The sequence below is a fragment of the Vreelandella venusta genome (assembly GCF_015689495.1).
Classification (GTDB): Bacteria; Pseudomonadota; Gammaproteobacteria; order Pseudomonadales; family Halomonadaceae; genus Vreelandella; species Vreelandella venusta.
The window spans coordinates 2,118,233-2,134,405 of the sequence record NZ_CP065135.1 but is presented as its reverse complement, the minus strand read 5'-3'; the positions used below and the strand labels follow the sequence as shown (position 1 = coordinate 2,134,405).

Genomic DNA, 16,173 nt, shown 5'->3' with positions numbered 1-16,173 from the left:
CGTCTGTTTACATTTTTGTATCAAGGAAACCTCATGAGCTGCAAAATCGACTATCAACCAGCGCCCAATCTTTTGGAAAACCGCGTCGTGTTGGTAACCGGTGCGGGTGATGGAATTGGACGTGCTGCTGCACTCACCTACGCCCGCCATGGGGCAACTGTGATACTGCTTGGCCGCACGATCGCTAAGCTTGAGCGTGTCTATGATGAAATTGAAGCAGCAGGCGGACCCCAGCCGGCAATTTTCCCGCTCAACTTTGAGGGTGCAACGCTCAAAGATTTTCACGATATGGCTGAAACGCTGGACAAAGAGTTTGGCCGCTTAGATGGATTGCTGCATAACGCTGGCTTACTAGGCAGAATTACGCCTTTTGAGCAGTACAATCCAGAGCTGTGGGAACAAGTCATGCAGGTCAATATCAATGGGCCTATTTGGATGACCCAAGCACTGCTACCTTTGCTTCAGCAGTCTGCTGATGCTTCTGTGATCTTCACCTCATCGAGCGTTGGGCGAAAAGGTCGGGCTTACTGGGGGGCATACTCGGTTTCAAAGTTCGCCACTGAAGGCTTTGTCGAAGTGCTTGCTGACGAACTTGAAAACCAGTCTACAGTGCGGGTTAATACGTTGAACCCAGGGGCAACACGTACCCAAATGCGTCGGACTGCTTACCCAGGTGAAGATCCATTGACGCTGCGCACCCCTGAAGAAATCATGCCCACCTACTTATGGCTGATGGGGCCAGACAGCACGGGGGCTAGTGGCCAGAAGTTTGACGCTCAACCACCACGTGCCTAAACCAGCGCTTTCTTTCGCACCGCTTGTCGATGTTCTGTGCATTTTCATTAAATTAGCGCTATCAATGAAAAGCAGTCAGGGCATCGACTAAGTCTTCACACGTTTCAAACCATAAGTCAGCTGGCCATTGCTGATAATCGTCTTCCTCACTGATATACCCGTAACCAACGGCAACCGCTGTCATTCCCGCCGCTTTGGCGGCCTCAATATCACGGATATGATCACCAACGTACCAACAGGCTTGTGGTGCCACATCAAGCCTGCGTGCAGCTTCCCAAAGAGGTTCTGGAGCGGGTTTTTTTAGCGTCAGATCATCCGCGCATAAAAGTGCTCCTGGCGTTAACGCCAAGGCATCCAGCAGTGGAAGGGTATAGCGCCTAGGTTTGTTCGTTACGATTCCCCACAAGCGTGATGCTGAATGCCAACGCTCCAACCATTGGTCAAGAGGGGCAAATAGACGACTGTGAACAGCAACGGCTTGTTCATAGTTATCTAACAAATACTGCCGCGCCGTATCATGTTCACTAGAACCACTTTCGATACCAATAGCCAAGGTTACTAAAGCACTGCCTCCGTTAGAAACCTGGCCTCGTATTTTCTCGTAGGGCAGCGGTGTCAGCCCATGATGCCGCCGCAATGCATTCGTTGCTTGAGCAAGGTCAGGGGCAGTGTCAACAAGAGTTCCGTCTAAATCAAACAGTATCGCTTCAGGTATTGATGTTGACATTTATTGGCTCGCTTTCCGGCAATACATCATGTAATTGACCGATACATCATTTGCAACCAGACGGTAGTGACGAGTCAGCGGGTTATAGGTCAGCCCCGTTTGTTCGTTAACTTCAAGCTCTGCAGCTCTTGCCCATGCGGCCATCTCAGAAGGGCGGATAAATTTTGCGTAATCATGGGTGCCGCGGGGCAATAGATTAAGCACATATTCAGCGCCTAAAATCGCAAAAGCATACGATTTTGGAGTGCGATTTAGGGTAGAGAAGAAAACATACCCCCCGGGGCGAACCAGTTGACTGCAAGCACGAATGACCGAGGCGGGGTCGGGCACATGCTCAAGCATTTCCATGCAGGTTACGATGTCATAATGCCCTGGCTGCTCTGCTGCCAGCGCTTCAACGCTTATCAGCCGATAATCCACCGTTGCTCCGCTTTCTAGCGCATGTAGCCGGGCAACGCTAAGGGGCGCTTCCCCAAGATCAATGCCGGTAACACTAGCACCACGATGGGCCATCGATTCGCTTAAAATCCCACCGCCACAGCCGACATCGAGCACCTTTTTACCGGCTAGACCTGCACGCGCGTCAATAAAGTCCAGACGCAGGGGATTGATAGCGTGCAGCGGCTTAAATTCGCCCTCTGAGTCCCACCAACGACTAGCAAGTGCTTCAAATTTCGCAACTTCCGCTGCGTCGACATTGTCGTGGTTGCGATGAGTAGTGCTATCCTGAGGTATCGCTTGCATGTTTTAACTCCCATTGTCGGTAAGTTGGCATGAAGGTGGCAACCAACCAGTCGTTCAGTATTATGTCATTCTAACCACTCCTGGAAAGGAACGCATGAAAAGGAACGCGACATGAATCTTAACCCCCTATTTTCGCGACTTTTATTTTCTCAGGGAGCGTGATGAATGCGAGTGTTACTCCACGGAAGTGAACTAAGTGCCGCTACCGCCGCCGCAGCATTAGCTTGGGTAGGCCATCAAGTTGAGTGGCTGCTACATGAAAGCGCGCCATGGCCACAGCTTTTGAAAGCGGACTGGCTGCGCAGCGAACCTGAATTAATGACGCATATTGAACAAGCGTTAGCCAATGGAACATTGAGAATCATTGAAGCGCCACAGCAGGCTCACTCTCCTGATGTGGTGTGGCTGGCTCTATCACCCGATCAGCGGCAGGCTGCCAAGACGCTGCTTGAAGCCCCTTTATTTGAACACCATAGTGGTGCCGTATTAATTAATAATTCAACATTTCCAGTAGGCGAAACAGAACAGTTGCACGCGCTTATGGGGCCCCAGCACAGTAGCGTGGCGTTACCCGACACCTTGGAAGAGGGGCGGGCCTGGCTCTCCTTTACGCGTCCTTCGCGCTGGCTGCTCGGCTGTGACGATGCAACCGGTGAACAGGTGGCGCGCGAGCTTTTGCGCGCCTTTAATCGCCGCAATGACGTGTTCCAACGGATGCCATGTAGAGCAGCTGAGCTAACTAAGCTCGCGATTAACGGCATGCTGGCAACACGTATCAGCTACATGAACGAGATTGCCGGGCTGGCAGATACACTTGGTGTTGACGTCGAGCACGTGCGCCAAGGCATGGGCGCTGATACCCGAATTGGTTATGAATATTTATACCCTGGCTGCGGCTTTGGTGGCCCCAATTTCTCTCGCGATCTAATGCGCTTAGCTGATGTTCAGTCAGCCAGTGGCCGTAACTCGGCATTGTTAGAGCAAGTAATGGACATCAATGAGCAGAAAAAAGAGACGTTATTTAGGAAACTCTGGACACTCTTCGAGGGCGATTTAGCCGGCAAAACGATTGCTATTTGGGGAGCCGCTTTTAAACCAGGAACCACTCGAATCGATCACGCGCCTGTACTGACACTCCTTGCTGCCTTATGGGCGCAAGGCGTGAAGGTAAATCTTCATGATCCAGCGGCAACACCCGCGTTGCTCAATGCCGTAGGTGACCGAGATGACCTAACCACATTCACCAGTGACCCATACTTGGCATGTGAGGGAGCCGATGCACTGATGCTAGTGACTGAGTGGAAAACTTATTGGAACCCTGACTGGCATCGTTTAGCCTCATTATTGAGCGCTAAGTTGGTGCTGGATGGACGAAACATTTACGACCCAGCTTTTGTGGCTAGCTGTGGTTTACGGTATAGAGGAATCGGGCGTCGAGCAGATCCCACAACGTATTGAGGAAAAGTCATGCCCAACAGTACTGCGTCTTCTCGCATTGTTCCCGATGTGGATCAAAGCTTGACCGCACAGCACTTGCGTCATCGCAGGGGCCCTAAGCTGTGGCCATTGTGGTTATTGATGATACTTATTATCATTTCATTAGGCGCCGCTGCTACAGGCCTCTGGTATGAAAGAGAGCGCTTATTAAACGAGATACATCGAGTTAGTGGAGAAGTATCTAATCTTCATGCGAGACTCGACTCGGGTGACACAGATACGCAAGATGCGATAGCCTTTGTACAAGCACAGATGACAACGCTGTTCCAAGAACAGGAGCAATTAGCTGTTGCGGTGACACGTACCCGTGAGGAACTTTACGGTCTTTTGACGTCAAACGAAGAGCTTGTGAATGGTGAGGCTCTGAGCAGCATTGCTGAGCGCATTAGTCAGCTGGAAGAGCAAGCAGCGTTACGTGACCAACAGCTCACCGCTATACGCTCATCGCTTGATGCGCTTGAGCAAGCGGGCTTGTCTGGGCGGCAAAATTTAGCAGAAGAGGTAACTTACCTAGAAGAAATGCTGTCGCAGCGCCTATCGGCGACTACCAACCGACTCGATGATATTGCTAAGTTAGAAAATGAAAACAGCGAATTGGTAACAAATGTTACCGCATGGCAAGAAGAGGTCGATCAGCGTTTTACTGAGGTAAACTCCACTCTTGAAATGCTAAGCAGTACTGACACCTCAGCTACTCAAGAAGCGTTACAAGCGCTTGAACAGCAATGGGCGCAACGGTTAAACACCTTAGAGAGTGATATCCGTCAAGTACGGCAAGCCCAGCTGGCATTCAGTGCTCAGATGGAGATGCTCCGCTAGAAATTGTCACCTGCATAAAGCAATGGGTAATAAAGCCACCGAGTCGCTGATTTGGTTAGGGATAAACAGCATGGAAAGAATACGGCGATGGCCTACCGTTAAACAAGCGACTCGTGAGGTGGTTTTACCGCTTCTTGTAACGTGGTCAGCTCCCGTATGGGCACTTAACGCGTCAATCGATGGTGTCAGTAGTGAAGTAGAGGACAATATTGATGCCTATTTACAGAATATTGACGAAGATCAGTACACCGATATCCGTTTAGAAGGCGAAATACGTAAGCGTGCGCAAGAAGCCATGCGTGTTTTCGGCTATTACGGGCCTGAGATTACGGTTGATGTTGATAGCTCACCTATCACACTTCGCATTGAACCCGGCTCGCCGGTCAAAATCGACGTGCTTTCTGTCAATATCAGCGGTGAAGCAAGAGATGACCCTCCATTTCAGGAAGCACTCGATGCGTTTCCCTTGAAGGAAGGCGACACATTACGGCATGCCCCATGGGATCGCCTGCGCAATCAGTTTTCAGGCCTGGCACTTGAGCGTGGTTATTTCGACTGGGGGTTTACTGACCGCCGAATGGAAATAAGGCCATACCTTGAAAGCGCCCGTCTCTATATGGATTTTGACAGCGGCCCACGCTATCAATTTGGCAATACGACTATTTCAGGCAGTCATATCGAGCCTGAGCGTTTGCTGCAAATGCAGACCTTTGAAGCAGGGGAGCCTTATCTAGCGGAATCGATAGCCCGTTATAATCAACGCTTAGCTGAAACAGAATGGTTCAGCTCTGTGACGGTGCGACCACGTTTAGAGACAGCGCGCGAACTGGCCCTATCGCCGCCAACAGGAAGCTCACCGTGGTGGAATGAAGCAACGGCATCGCAGCCTCAACGTCCTAGAGTGTCCAGCGCAGCGCTTGCCAGTGCGCTTAGTGTTACTCAGCGGGAGGACACCAGTCTGCCTATTGACGTAAGTGTCGAGCCTGCCGACCGCCATCAATTTGAAGTCGGGGTTGGCTTTGCAACTGACGTAGGGCCGCGCATGCGCTTTGCCTGGAAACAGCCATGGATTAATCGCTTTGGCCATAGTCTGGATCATGATCTGTATGTTTCAGCCCCCGACCAGCGCTTCACAGGGACCTACAATATCCCGTTAGAAGATCCGTTACGTGATAGTTATCGTTTGCAATATGGCGTGCGTAACTTGGATGACGGCGATACCCAGTCGTTAGAAGGTACCGTGGAGATCGCTCGTCGATGGGAGTTTGAAAACCGCTGGGTACAAACACTTTACTTCCGGACGACCTATGAAGACTTCACCCAAGGCGGAGTCTCAGATGAAGTCTTACTGTTTTATCCAGGCATTCAGTGGAGCCGTACAAGAACGCGTCCTCAGCGCTTTCCGCTGTGGGGAGATAGACAGCAATTATCGCTCGAGTATTCAGACACGATATGGGGATCCGATGCCAAGTTCGCGCGTATGACGGGCGACACAGAATGGATTCGCACCATTGGCGATGATAATCGTTTTTCCGCACGGCTAAGCATCGGCGCTATTGAAACAGATAATTTCGACAAACTGCCTCCTTCATTACGTTTTTTTGCGGGCGGTGACCGAAGTGTCCGAGGTTACTCCTACGAAAGCCTATCTCCGCGAAATGAAGAAGGGCTATTACGTGGCGGCCAGCAAATGCTGACCTCGACTCTCGAGTACCAGCGTCGCGTGACTGGAGACTGGTGGGGAGCAACTTTTGTCGATACTGGCGATGCCTTCGATAATTGGGGGCCAGAAGAGTTAAAAACGGGCGCCGGGGTTGGCATCCGCTGGATTTCCCCTGTGGGCCCTATCCGACTTGATGTAGCACACCCATTTGACGATGAAGACGATTGGCGCCTGCATTTTTCCATCGGACCGGAATTTTAGGAGAGCATTTTGGCTAAGGTTGCAAAAGCGGCATCTATCAAGCGTCAACCGCTCTCAGGTAAACATCGTATAGGGTTGTTTGTGTGGAGTTTTGTCCGATTAGTCATTGTGCTACCACTCTGGCTATTTGGTCTGGTCGCTCTGCTACTCGGCGTTGCGCTCTCTCCTTGGGGAACAGGTCAACTGTTATCGCAAGGGGAGCAACGGGGCTTCTTTACGTATGAGCATCAGGAAGGCGCACTGCTAGACCAGTTTGCCTTACGCGGTTTTCAGCTATCGCTTGGTGAGACGCGCGTCAACGTCGACAACCTTGAGTTAGCCTGGGCCGAAGACTGTGTGCTGTCAGGTAAGCTTTGCCTGGACAAATTGCATGTAGAAGGCGCAGATATACGTTTGGGCGAGAGTAATGAAGCGGAGCCAGACACACCAGAAACTGATGGGATGCCTAGCATCCAACTGCCTTTTCCTATTGAACTACGCTCAGTTGAGTTGAATAACGTTCAACTGCAGCTAGCTGATGGAACTCGCGTCGGCTGGGAGTCGTTTTCAACCACGATTACCGCGCAGCAACATCTTGTCAGTATCGCGCCCACTACGCTCATGCAACCAACCGTGTACTTGCCTCCCACAGCAGGCACTCAACTAACAGAAGGTATCCAGACGCCGTTACATGCATCTGCTATTGATGGTGCGGTTATGGCTACCCAGCCGGTCATAGCAGAACCTGATCAAGCGGTAGAAGCATTAACAGAACGGCAGCGCATTGAGCTGCCTGAAATAATGCTGCCCATTGATATCGACTTAGCATCCTTCACCGTGACTGATGTCACTGTCAGCGGGGCCGTTGATTACCAAGTCGAACGGCTCGCCGTTGTTGCGAGCGGCGAAGGCAACCAAATAGCTCTGCGCTCATTAGAGTTGATCACGCCGGATGCCGAGGCAAATCTCACAGCTAACGCTACATTATCAGACAGCTACCCCTTAGATGCCCGCTTAACCACAACGCTGTTTTTACCCGAAATATTTCCTGAGCTAAGTGGTGAAGAACTTGTTTTGGAACTATCGGGATCCCTAGATGAGCTGACAGCCAGTTTAGGGGCATCCGGTGTCGTTAATGCAACGTTTGAGGCTCAAGTCGATGCGCTGGCACCGACGCTACCTTTCAATGTTCGACTGCAGAGCGAGCGCCTGCAGTGGCCCCTGACACAACCTAGTAGCGATGAATCATCGGCAGAACCCTATGTTGTTGAAGATATAGACATCATTGCTAGCGGCAGTTTGGAAGCCTACCAGACAACGCTTTCCTTAAGCGCCCAAGGGCCGCAAGTGCCGGCCACTGACATTCGACTCAGTGGCAACGGAGATCTTTCATCGTTCCGCTGGACGCCGCTAACCCTATCGATTGATGACAGTTCGCTGAGCAGTGAAGGGGAAGTAAATTGGGCTTCGTCACTACGCGTTGATACCACCATCCGACTGGATCAATTCGATCCTTCGCTGTTTGTCGAACAACTCAACGGCAATCTCAATGGCGACATTACCGCGAGTGTGCGTCAAACCGGCGAGCTATGGGAAGTCAGTCTGCCAGTCCTCGATATTACTGGGGAGCTCCAGGAGTATCCCTTGGCGTTACAAGCCTCCTTAGAGGCTAACAGTGCGCTTGAAGTTGATATCCAAGAACTGCTTTTCACCCAGGGTGACAACCGATTAACGGCTTCTGGCCAAGTTAGTGAGCAAGCGATGTCGCTAGATACCGAGATTGCATTGCGACAGCTACAAACGCTACACCCAGACTTAGCAGGGACATTAACAGGTAACATTCTTGCCAGAGGTAGCATTAGCCAACCTAAAGTAGCAGCCGAACTAACCGGCCGTGAATTACGGTTTGCCGAAAACCGTATTGAAACGTTATCACTGACCAGCAATATCGAGGGAATCGAAGATCCATCGCTAGACATTGACATTGGGTTGCAGCAGGTCAATGCAGGTGGTCAGGCATTTTCGAGTATTGACCTTGAGCTTGATGGTCGCTTATCCCAGCATGCGCTTACTATCAGTGTCGATGGCCAAGCCGATAACATGCTAAGCCGTGCGCTTGTGTCGCTGGATGGGCGTTTTGATCAGCAAGCGCAGCAGTATCAGGGGCAATTAACACCACTGGAAATCGACTCTGAGTTCGGCAACCTATCTTTGGAAGCTCCGCTTGATATTCGTTACAACCTTGCAAATGGCCAAGCACAGCTCTCACCTTTCTGTGTGCGTCGCGAAGAAGGAGGGGTCGTTTGCTCGCAAGAACAGCTTAGCGCATCAGCAGACCAAGGGCGCGCAGTGCTAAGCATCAGAGAGGTGCCGATGGAAGCACTTGAGCCGTTATTGCCAGAAGAGTGGAGCTTTGAGGGCGACACGACGGCAGACATTGTTGCAGCTTGGCGCCAAGGCGGGACTCAATGGCAAGCCGATGTTCAGGTATTAAGTGAGCTGGCGATTACGGCAGTCAACGATTACGGCCAGCCCGTACAGCTTCCTGTGATTAGTTTAAACACGCAGTTAGATGCCAGCCAGGCTCAAGCTGATGCCAATATTGTACTGTCGTTTGAAGATGCTGGTGAGCTGTCACTCGATCTCACCATTAGTGATCCACTTGGTCGTGGTGGCCTTAGTGGCGAGCTAAGCGCCCAAGCGCTCTCTTTAGCACCTTACCGCCCGTTGGTGGTGGGCATGGATCGCTTAGAGGGCAACTTAAATGGCCGTATACAAATTGCAGGAACCACCAGTCAGCCCGATTTACAGGGGCAGCTTGCGCTGCGCAATCTAAGCGTTCATGGCCCTGATATTCCTATCGATATCAAAGATGGCGAGCTGATCGTTGCGTTTGACGGCGAACAAGGGGACATAAATGGTTTTGTTGCTGCTGAACGTGGTCGCTTGAATATCGCTGGGGATGCTTACTTTCCTACAGGCGACGACTGGCGTATTGGTGTCGATGTTAACGCGACTCAGGAGCCATTATTAATCGTTTTGCCACAGTTTGGGCGTTTAGAGGCAGCGCCTGATATTCGTATTCGCGTAACGCCGGATCGCTTGCAGGTACGTGGTAATGTTGACCTACCATGGGCGCGATTAGAGGTTGGTAATATCCCTGCCTCAGCCGTTAGTCCAAGCTCTGATGAAGTTATTATCACCGAACGTGATGATCGCGAAGCCGAGCAGAGAGCCCAGCAACGAGCTGAGAATGGGGAGCCAAGCGCTGCTGACGAGCTTTCACAATCAGGAATGGATATTGATGTGCTCATCACACTTACCTTGGGACGCGATATGCAAATATCAGCATATGGGCTTAATTCTGAGTTGGGTGGCACGTTGGAAATCCGCCAAGGCAGCGGTGCACTTCAGCTGTTTGGTGATGTCAACCTTGTCAATGGTCGTTTCAAAGCCTTTAGTCAGGATCTGCTGATTCGCCGTGGGCAGCTAATATTTAGCGGCCCTCCGGGATTGCCAATCCTCGATTTTGAAGCCATTCGTAACCCTGATATCACGGAAGATGAAGTTATTGCTGGTCTTCGTGTCAGTGGCAGTGCGGAAGAGCCCAACTTGCTGATTTTTTCTGAACCAGCAATGGATGAAACCCGTGCGCTATCATATTTGTTGAGAGGGCGTGCGCCGGATACTGCTGGAGGCGGGATCGATAGTGCGCTTACTACCGCCTTAATTGGTATGTCTCTCGGCAAGACAGGCGGAGCCGTTGGTTCAATTGGGGAAGCGTTTGGGATCAGCGACTTAACCTTGGATACCACTGGTGCGGGTGACAATAGCCAAGTGGCGCTGACAGGACAGTTAACCGACGATATCCGAATTAGCTACGGCGTTGGGATTTTCTCGCCCATTGCAGAATTGACCCTTCGCTACACACTTTGGCGCAACCTATATGTGCAGGCAGTATCTGGTGCAAATCAAGCCGTCGACTTAATCTATACATTTACTCGGTCAGGTGACCCTACGATTTATCCACGGCAATAAGAGGGCGTTATGACGCTATTTTCTAAAGCAAATTCAGCACCGCTCGGCCGCGTGACACCGATTGAAACGAGTAGCGTGCATACCGTTACGGGCCACTCGCTTCATCCTCCTTTTCCAGAGGGCTATGAAGAGATTGTGTTAGGCATGGGGTGCTTTTGGGGTGTTGAGCGTCTGTTTTGGCAAGTGCCGGGGGTTTATGTAACTGCCGCAGGCTATGCCGGGGGAGAAACACAAAACCCCACTTATAAAGAAACCTGTACCGGACAAACAGGCCATACCGAAGTAGTTAGAGTGGTATACGACCCCAGTGCACTATCCTTGGACACACTGTTGCAAATTTTCTGGGAACAGCACGACCCTACTCAAGGCAATCGTCAAGGCAACGATGTGGGTAGCCAGTATCGCTCTGCCATTTTCACAACAACGACTGCTCAGTTGGTGGCTGCTGAAAAGAGTGCCAACGCCTATCAAAAGGCGCTCGATGAAGCTGGCCGTGAAACTATTACTACCGAGATCAAACCGCTGAATATTTTTTACTACGCAGAGGCGTATCATCAGCAGTATTTGGATAAGAACCCTAATGGTTACTGTGGGCTTAAAGGGACTGGCGTTACTTGCCCCATCGGTTAGTCGTAGTAAGAAGGGCCAAGTACTCCATCATAAGGTCAGTAAAATGCTACACATTTTAAAATGTTCATGGCTCATGCCCTCGGCTTGGGCCTTGGTTATCTCAGCTGCAATTGCGACGCCCGCTATAGCCGAAGAAATGACTGGAGATGCTGTGCCAGCGATGCCGCAAACGGTTGAAGAGAGCCCGTTTGCAAGTGAGCGAGAAGCCGTCATATGGCGTCAGGATGAATTGAAAGAGCTAGAAAGGCTGCTGCGTCAGCTGCGTTTTGACATAGTGAATAATCAAGATGCACGCGGAGCCGCGCCGCGCTTAGCTATCCTTGAGGAAAAAGCGACCCAAGCTCATTTTTTGCCTGCATTTATTGCTGGTACTCATGGGCGCGGGTCTGACGCTCGCCCAGAAATCTGGGAAGAGTGGGCAGATTTTGCAGCGGGATTTAGCGATCTTGAGCAAAAGGTGGCAACGTTGGTTGATGCTGCCGAGCAAGAGGATTATCGCGCGGCAACGCGTGCATTTTCTGATGTTGGCTTAAGCTGCAAAAGCTGTCATCGCGCCTACCGCTATAACTAACCGAAATCGATGTCATTAGAGCGATAGGCACAGAGAGTGTCAGTCGCTTTGTTGAATGCGGTCGATACGATAAAGGGTCTCAACCTGCTCCAGGCCAGTTATGGTGCATTTGAGATCTTTTACACGGCCGTCGCTCAACCCATAGACCCAACCATGCACTGAAATATCTTGGCCTCTCTGCCAGGCACGTTGCAGAATTTTGGTTCGGCACAAGCTATTCACTTGAGCCTTTACGTTCAATTCGCACATGCGGTCAATCTGCTCTTCCATTGGTAAATGTTCAAGCGAATTACGGTGATGGTTATACTGTTCGCGCACTGAATGCAGCCAGTAATCGACGACTCCGCACTCACCGCCGGTTACAGCCGCTTTAATGCCGCCACAACCATAGTGCCCCACAATCATGATATGGCTGACCTTGAGTACATCCACCGCAAACTGCACAACTGACAGTGCGTTCATATCGGTATGGTGGAGCAGGTTAGCAACATTACGATGGACAAAGACTTCGCCTGGCGGAAGGGCAATAATCTGGTTGGCAGGCACACGACTGTCAGAACAACCAATCCAGAGGTAATCAGGGTTTTGCTGATTGGAAAGACGTTTAAAGTAGTCCGGGTCTTCCTCGCACATACGCTCTGCCCAAGCGCGATTATTATCAAGCAGTGTCTCAATAGCGTTAGACATTGAATCTCCTTCACAGGTTGGGAGCTGTTAGGTTCAAGATAGAGCAAACTAGGATACAGAGAGAGGGTTTTTAACCTTCTCGGAATCTAAGGTCAATCTTTGTGCTTAGCGATCGCTGTCAGCAAGCACATGACCGATAAGTACATGCAATGGTTCAGGATAGGAGTAGCACATGGCGGATAACGCGGAATATGAATACGATTTACTAGTAATTGGAGCAGGGTCAGGGGGCGTTCGCGCCGCGCGAATGGCGGCAGCAACCGGTGCCAGAGTGGCCATAGCAGAAGATCGTTACTTGGGCGGCACTTGTGTCAATGTCGGCTGCGTGCCTAAAAAACTGTACTCCTATGCGGCTCACTTTCACGATAGCTTCGATGATGCCGCGGGCTTTGGATGGCAATTACCTGGGCCTGCTGTCTTTGAGTGGTCAGTGCTACGCGATAATAAAATCAGTGAAATAAAACGGCTAAACGGTATTTATCAGCGGATGTTAGAGGGCGCTGGAGTCGTATTACTTCATGCTAGAGCAACCGTTACAGGGGCACATAGCGTTTCACTGGCTTCTGAAGAGGGCGTTACCCAAGTAACCGCGCAAAAGATACTGCTAGCGACAGGTGGCTGGCCATGGGTTCCTGATTTTCCTGGCAGTGAATATACAGTCACTTCCAATCAGGTATTTGACCTTGACGCCTTTCCGGATCGGTTCCTGGTGTTGGGGGGCGGCTATATTGCGGTTGAGTTCGCAAGCATATTCAACGGCCTCGGTAGTGAAACCCATTTGATTTATCGTGGAGAGCTGTTTCTAAAAGGCTTTGATGAAGAAGTTCGAGCTTTTACCCGCGATGAAATGAGCAAAAAAGGCGTCAATCTGCATTTCAATACCAATATTGAACGGATTGAACCCAATGGCTCGGCGTTTAACGTGTATTTAACTAACGGTGATGTTCAAGAGGTAGATGCCGTCTTAGCAGCGACAGGACGTAACGCCAATACGCAGGGGCTAGGGCTTGAAGCATTGGGCATTCACCTTGATAGCAAAGGGAAAATCCCCGTGAATGAACGCTATGAGACAGCGGTTCCTTCAATTTTGGCGCTTGGCGATTTGACCCAGGGGCCTGAGTTGACGCCCGTAGCACTGGCTGAGGCGATGCAGCTCGTCGATATCCACTTCAATGAAACACTACCTAAACCGCTAGACTACGCCACGATTCCTACGGCTGTTTTTTGTCATCCCAATATTGGAACAGTAGGGCTATCTGAAGAGGCTGCTAGAGAAAACATTGGCAAAATTCGCGTTTATAGCGCGGACTTTAAAGCAATGAAGCATACATTATCAGGCAGCCAAGAGCGCACCTTGATGAAGCTAATCGTTGATGATGCTACCGATGTAGTCGTAGGGGCTCACATGGTCGGTGAAGAGGCTGGAGAGTTGATACAAGGGATCGCCATTGCGGTCAGAGCCGGGCTTACAAAAGAAGATTTCGATCGCACCATTGGCATCCATCCAACAGGTGCCGAAGAGTTTGTAACAATGAGAACAGCCACGCGCAATTGATTACATAGAATTCATATTTTTAAGGCGAGCATTGGCTCGCCTTTTTTGTCTAGCAGCCAGGCAAGGTTGATCTAAACTCTTTCAATATAGCGGATCTTTCAGCTGATTTTCGCAGGCAGAGCGGCTTTTATAATTTAAATTTATGGAAAAGCACAGGATGAATAATATGATTTTTGAATTGCTCATAATCAGCTGTTATAATGGCGCTCAAATTCGCTACAGCGAAGCATAACCATGAGCACGCCAATAATACCTTTTACCCCTTCTGCAGACCTTGCTCGCCCAACAGTCGCTGATGCTGTGGTTGGGCATGCGTCTACTCCATTATTCATTCGCAAGCCAAATGCAGATGATGGTTGGGGCATCTACGAGTTGATAAAAGCTTGCCCGCCGCTTGATGTTAATTCTGCTTATGCTTATCTACTGCTGGCAACCCAGTTTCGTGATACCTGCGCGGTGGCGACAAATGAAGAGGGCGAGATAGTTGGGTTTGTATCGGGCTATGTGAAAGACAATGCGCCGGACACGTACTTTCTATGGCAGGTTGCCGTTGGTGAAAAAGCACGTGGTACTGGCTTGGCACGCCGTTTAGTCGAAGCCATTATGTCGCGCCCAGAACTTGATAATGTGCATCACCTGGAAACGACGATCACGCCCGACAATCAAGCCTCTTGGGGTCTATTTCGCCGCCTCGCTGCCCGTTGGCAAGCCCCGTTAAACAGCCGTGAATATTTCTCTACCGAACAACTCGGTGGGGAGCATGATCCTGAAAACCTAGTTCGTATAGGTCCATTTCAAACAGACAGCATGTAACCGTACGAACCAGCTCTTGCCCAATGCGCGGCTCTTGCAAGCTGGTTACGTTTTAAATTGGTTACCGCTGTTTCCGCCAGTTCGTCCCACGCTTGACTCAATGATTTTAAAAGGAGGTCGTTAATGCAGACCCAAACGCTTGAACGCATGGAATCTAACGTACGTACTTACTCGCGCTCATTCCCCGTTGTATTTACCAAAGCCCAGAATGCTCGTTTAACGGATGAGAATGGTCGTGAGTATATTGATTTCCTAGCCGGTGCCGGCACGCTCAATTACGGTCACAATAACCCACATCTCAAACAGGCAATGATCGACTATCTGTCAACAGATGGCATTGTTCATGGCCTGGATATGTGGACCGCGGCAAAGCGCGATTACCTAGAAACCCTTGAAGAAGTTATCTTCAAACCGCGTGGCTTAGACTACAAGGTACACCTGCCGGGCCCGACCGGAACTAACGCAGTGGAAGCGGCCATCCGTTTGGCCCGTGTTGCTAAAGGTCGCCATAACATTGTGACCTTTACCAACGGCTTCCACGGCGTCACCATGGGAGCACTGGCAACCACAGGTAACCGCAAATTCCGCGAAGCGACCGGCGGTATTCCCACTCAGGGTGCAAGCTTTTTACCCTTTGACGGTTATATGGGAGAGCATACAGATACGCTGGATTACTTCGAAAAATTGCTTAACGATAAATCTGGCGGCCTCGATATACCCGCGGGTGTTATTGTCGAAACCGTGCAAGGCGAGGGCGGTATTAACGTAGCAGGCCTAGAGTGGCTCAAGCGTCTAGAAAGCATCTGTCGCGCCCATGATATTCTGTTGATCATCGACGACATCCAGGCAGGCTGCGGCCGCACGGGCAAGTTCTTTAGCTTTGAACACGCGGGCATCACGCCTGATATCGTGACGAATTCAAAATCACTTTCTGGATTCGGACTGCCATTTGCCCATGTATTGATGCGTCCAGAACTTGATAAATGGAAGCCTGGTCAGTACAACGGCACGTTCCGTGGCTTCAACTTGGCGATGGTGACCGCCACGGCCGCACTTAAAAAATATTGGTCCAACGATGTTTTTGAGCGTGATGTTCAGCGCAAAGCGCGTATTGTTGAAGAGCGTTTCCAAAAGCTAGCGGCCTTACTCAGCGAGAACGGCATGCCTGCCACTGAGCGTGGACGTGGCCTCATGCGCGGAATTGATGTTGTCTCAGGCGATATTGCTGACAAGATCACCAGCAAAGCATTTGAGCACGGCCTTATTATTGAGACCAGCGGCCAAGACGGCGAAGTCGTCAAATGCCTATGCCCGCTGACCATCAGTGATGAGGACTTGTTAGAAGCGCTGGATATTCTAGAAGCCTCTGTCAATGCTGTTATCCAAGCGTGATT

General features: G+C 50.6%; 13 protein-coding genes. 10 read left to right on the top strand and 3 right to left on the bottom strand.

Annotated elements, in window-relative coordinates:
• Positions 1 to 33 precede the first annotated feature (33 nt).
• Positions 34 to 795 carry a YciK family oxidoreductase gene (locus tag IR195_RS10185; RefSeq protein WP_206049686.1) on the top strand — a complete coding sequence of 254 codons (762 nt, stop codon included), beginning with the start codon at positions 34 to 36 and terminating at the stop codon, positions 793 to 795.
• Between the two features lie 61 nt (positions 796 to 856).
• Here IR195_RS10185 and IR195_RS10180 read toward each other — a convergent pair whose 3' ends face one another.
• Positions 857 to 1,522 (bottom strand): HAD-IA family hydrolase, encoded by a 666-nt coding sequence (locus IR195_RS10180; RefSeq protein ID WP_206049685.1) that lies wholly within the window; start codon positions 1,520 to 1,522, stop codon positions 857 to 859.
• A complete protein-coding gene (ubiG, locus tag IR195_RS10175; protein ID WP_125747960.1) occupies positions 1,523 to 2,266 on the bottom strand; it encodes a bifunctional 2-polyprenyl-6-hydroxyphenol methylase/3-demethylubiquinol 3-O-methyltransferase UbiG in 744 nt (247 codons plus the stop codon).
• Positions 2,267 to 2,431: 165 nt separating this feature from the next.
• Here ubiG and IR195_RS10170 point away from each other — a divergent pair, with 165 nt between their 5' ends.
• The 6 genes from IR195_RS10170 (at position 2,432) to IR195_RS10145 (ending at position 11,724) form a co-directional block, all read left to right on the top strand.
• Positions 2,432 to 3,724: a nucleotide sugar dehydrogenase gene (locus tag IR195_RS10170; protein WP_206049684.1), complete on the top strand. Its 1,293-nt coding sequence runs from the start codon at positions 2,432 to 2,434 to the stop codon at positions 3,722 to 3,724.
• A 9-nt stretch (positions 3,725 to 3,733) separates the two neighbouring features.
• Positions 3,734 to 4,582 (top strand): coiled-coil domain-containing protein, encoded by an 849-nt coding sequence (locus IR195_RS10165; protein ID WP_206049683.1) that lies wholly within the window; start codon positions 3,734 to 3,736, stop codon positions 4,580 to 4,582.
• Between the two features lie 70 nt (positions 4,583 to 4,652).
• Positions 4,653 to 6,506, top strand: coding sequence for an autotransporter assembly complex protein TamA (tamA, locus tag IR195_RS10160; RefSeq protein WP_206049682.1), 1,854 nt, complete (start codon positions 4,653 to 4,655; stop codon positions 6,504 to 6,506).
• Positions 6,507 to 6,515: 9 nt separating this feature from the next.
• Positions 6,516 to 10,523 (top strand): autotransporter assembly complex protein TamB, encoded by a 4,008-nt coding sequence (gene tamB / locus IR195_RS10155; protein ID WP_206049681.1) that lies wholly within the window; start codon positions 6,516 to 6,518, stop codon positions 10,521 to 10,523.
• Positions 10,524 to 10,532: 9 nt separating this feature from the next.
• Positions 10,533 to 11,153 (top strand): peptide-methionine (S)-S-oxide reductase MsrA, encoded by a 621-nt coding sequence (gene msrA / locus IR195_RS10150; RefSeq protein ID WP_206049680.1) that lies wholly within the window; start codon positions 10,533 to 10,535, stop codon positions 11,151 to 11,153.
• Positions 11,154 to 11,226: 73 nt separating this feature from the next.
• A complete protein-coding gene (locus IR195_RS10145) occupies positions 11,227 to 11,724 on the top strand; it encodes a c-type cytochrome (RefSeq protein ID WP_241006829.1) in 498 nt (165 codons plus the stop codon).
• 39 nt (positions 11,725 to 11,763) lie between these two features.
• Here IR195_RS10145 and can read toward each other — a convergent pair whose 3' ends face one another.
• Positions 11,764 to 12,411 carry a carbonate dehydratase gene (can, locus tag IR195_RS10140; protein ID WP_125747938.1) on the bottom strand — a complete coding sequence of 216 codons (648 nt, stop codon included), beginning with the start codon at positions 12,409 to 12,411 and terminating at the stop codon, positions 11,764 to 11,766.
• A 172-nt stretch (positions 12,412 to 12,583) separates the two neighbouring features.
• On the opposite strand from can, the gene gorA reads away from it, so the two are divergent.
• From gorA to ectB, 3 genes are all read left to right on the top strand, one after another.
• The gene (gene gorA / locus IR195_RS10135; protein ID WP_206049678.1) at positions 12,584 to 13,966 is read left to right on the top strand and encodes a glutathione-disulfide reductase; all 1,383 of its coding nucleotides are present in this window, start codon (positions 12,584 to 12,586) and stop codon (positions 13,964 to 13,966) included.
• 234 nt (positions 13,967 to 14,200) lie between these two features.
• Entirely contained in the window at positions 14,201 to 14,779 is a 579-nt protein-coding gene (gene ectA / locus IR195_RS10130) for a diaminobutyrate acetyltransferase (RefSeq protein WP_125747933.1), read from the top strand.
• Positions 14,780 to 14,902: 123 nt separating this feature from the next.
• Entirely contained in the window at positions 14,903 to 16,171 is a 1,269-nt protein-coding gene (gene ectB, locus IR195_RS10125; protein ID WP_206049677.1) for a diaminobutyrate--2-oxoglutarate transaminase, read from the top strand.
• Positions 16,172 to 16,173: the final 2 nt, after the last annotated feature.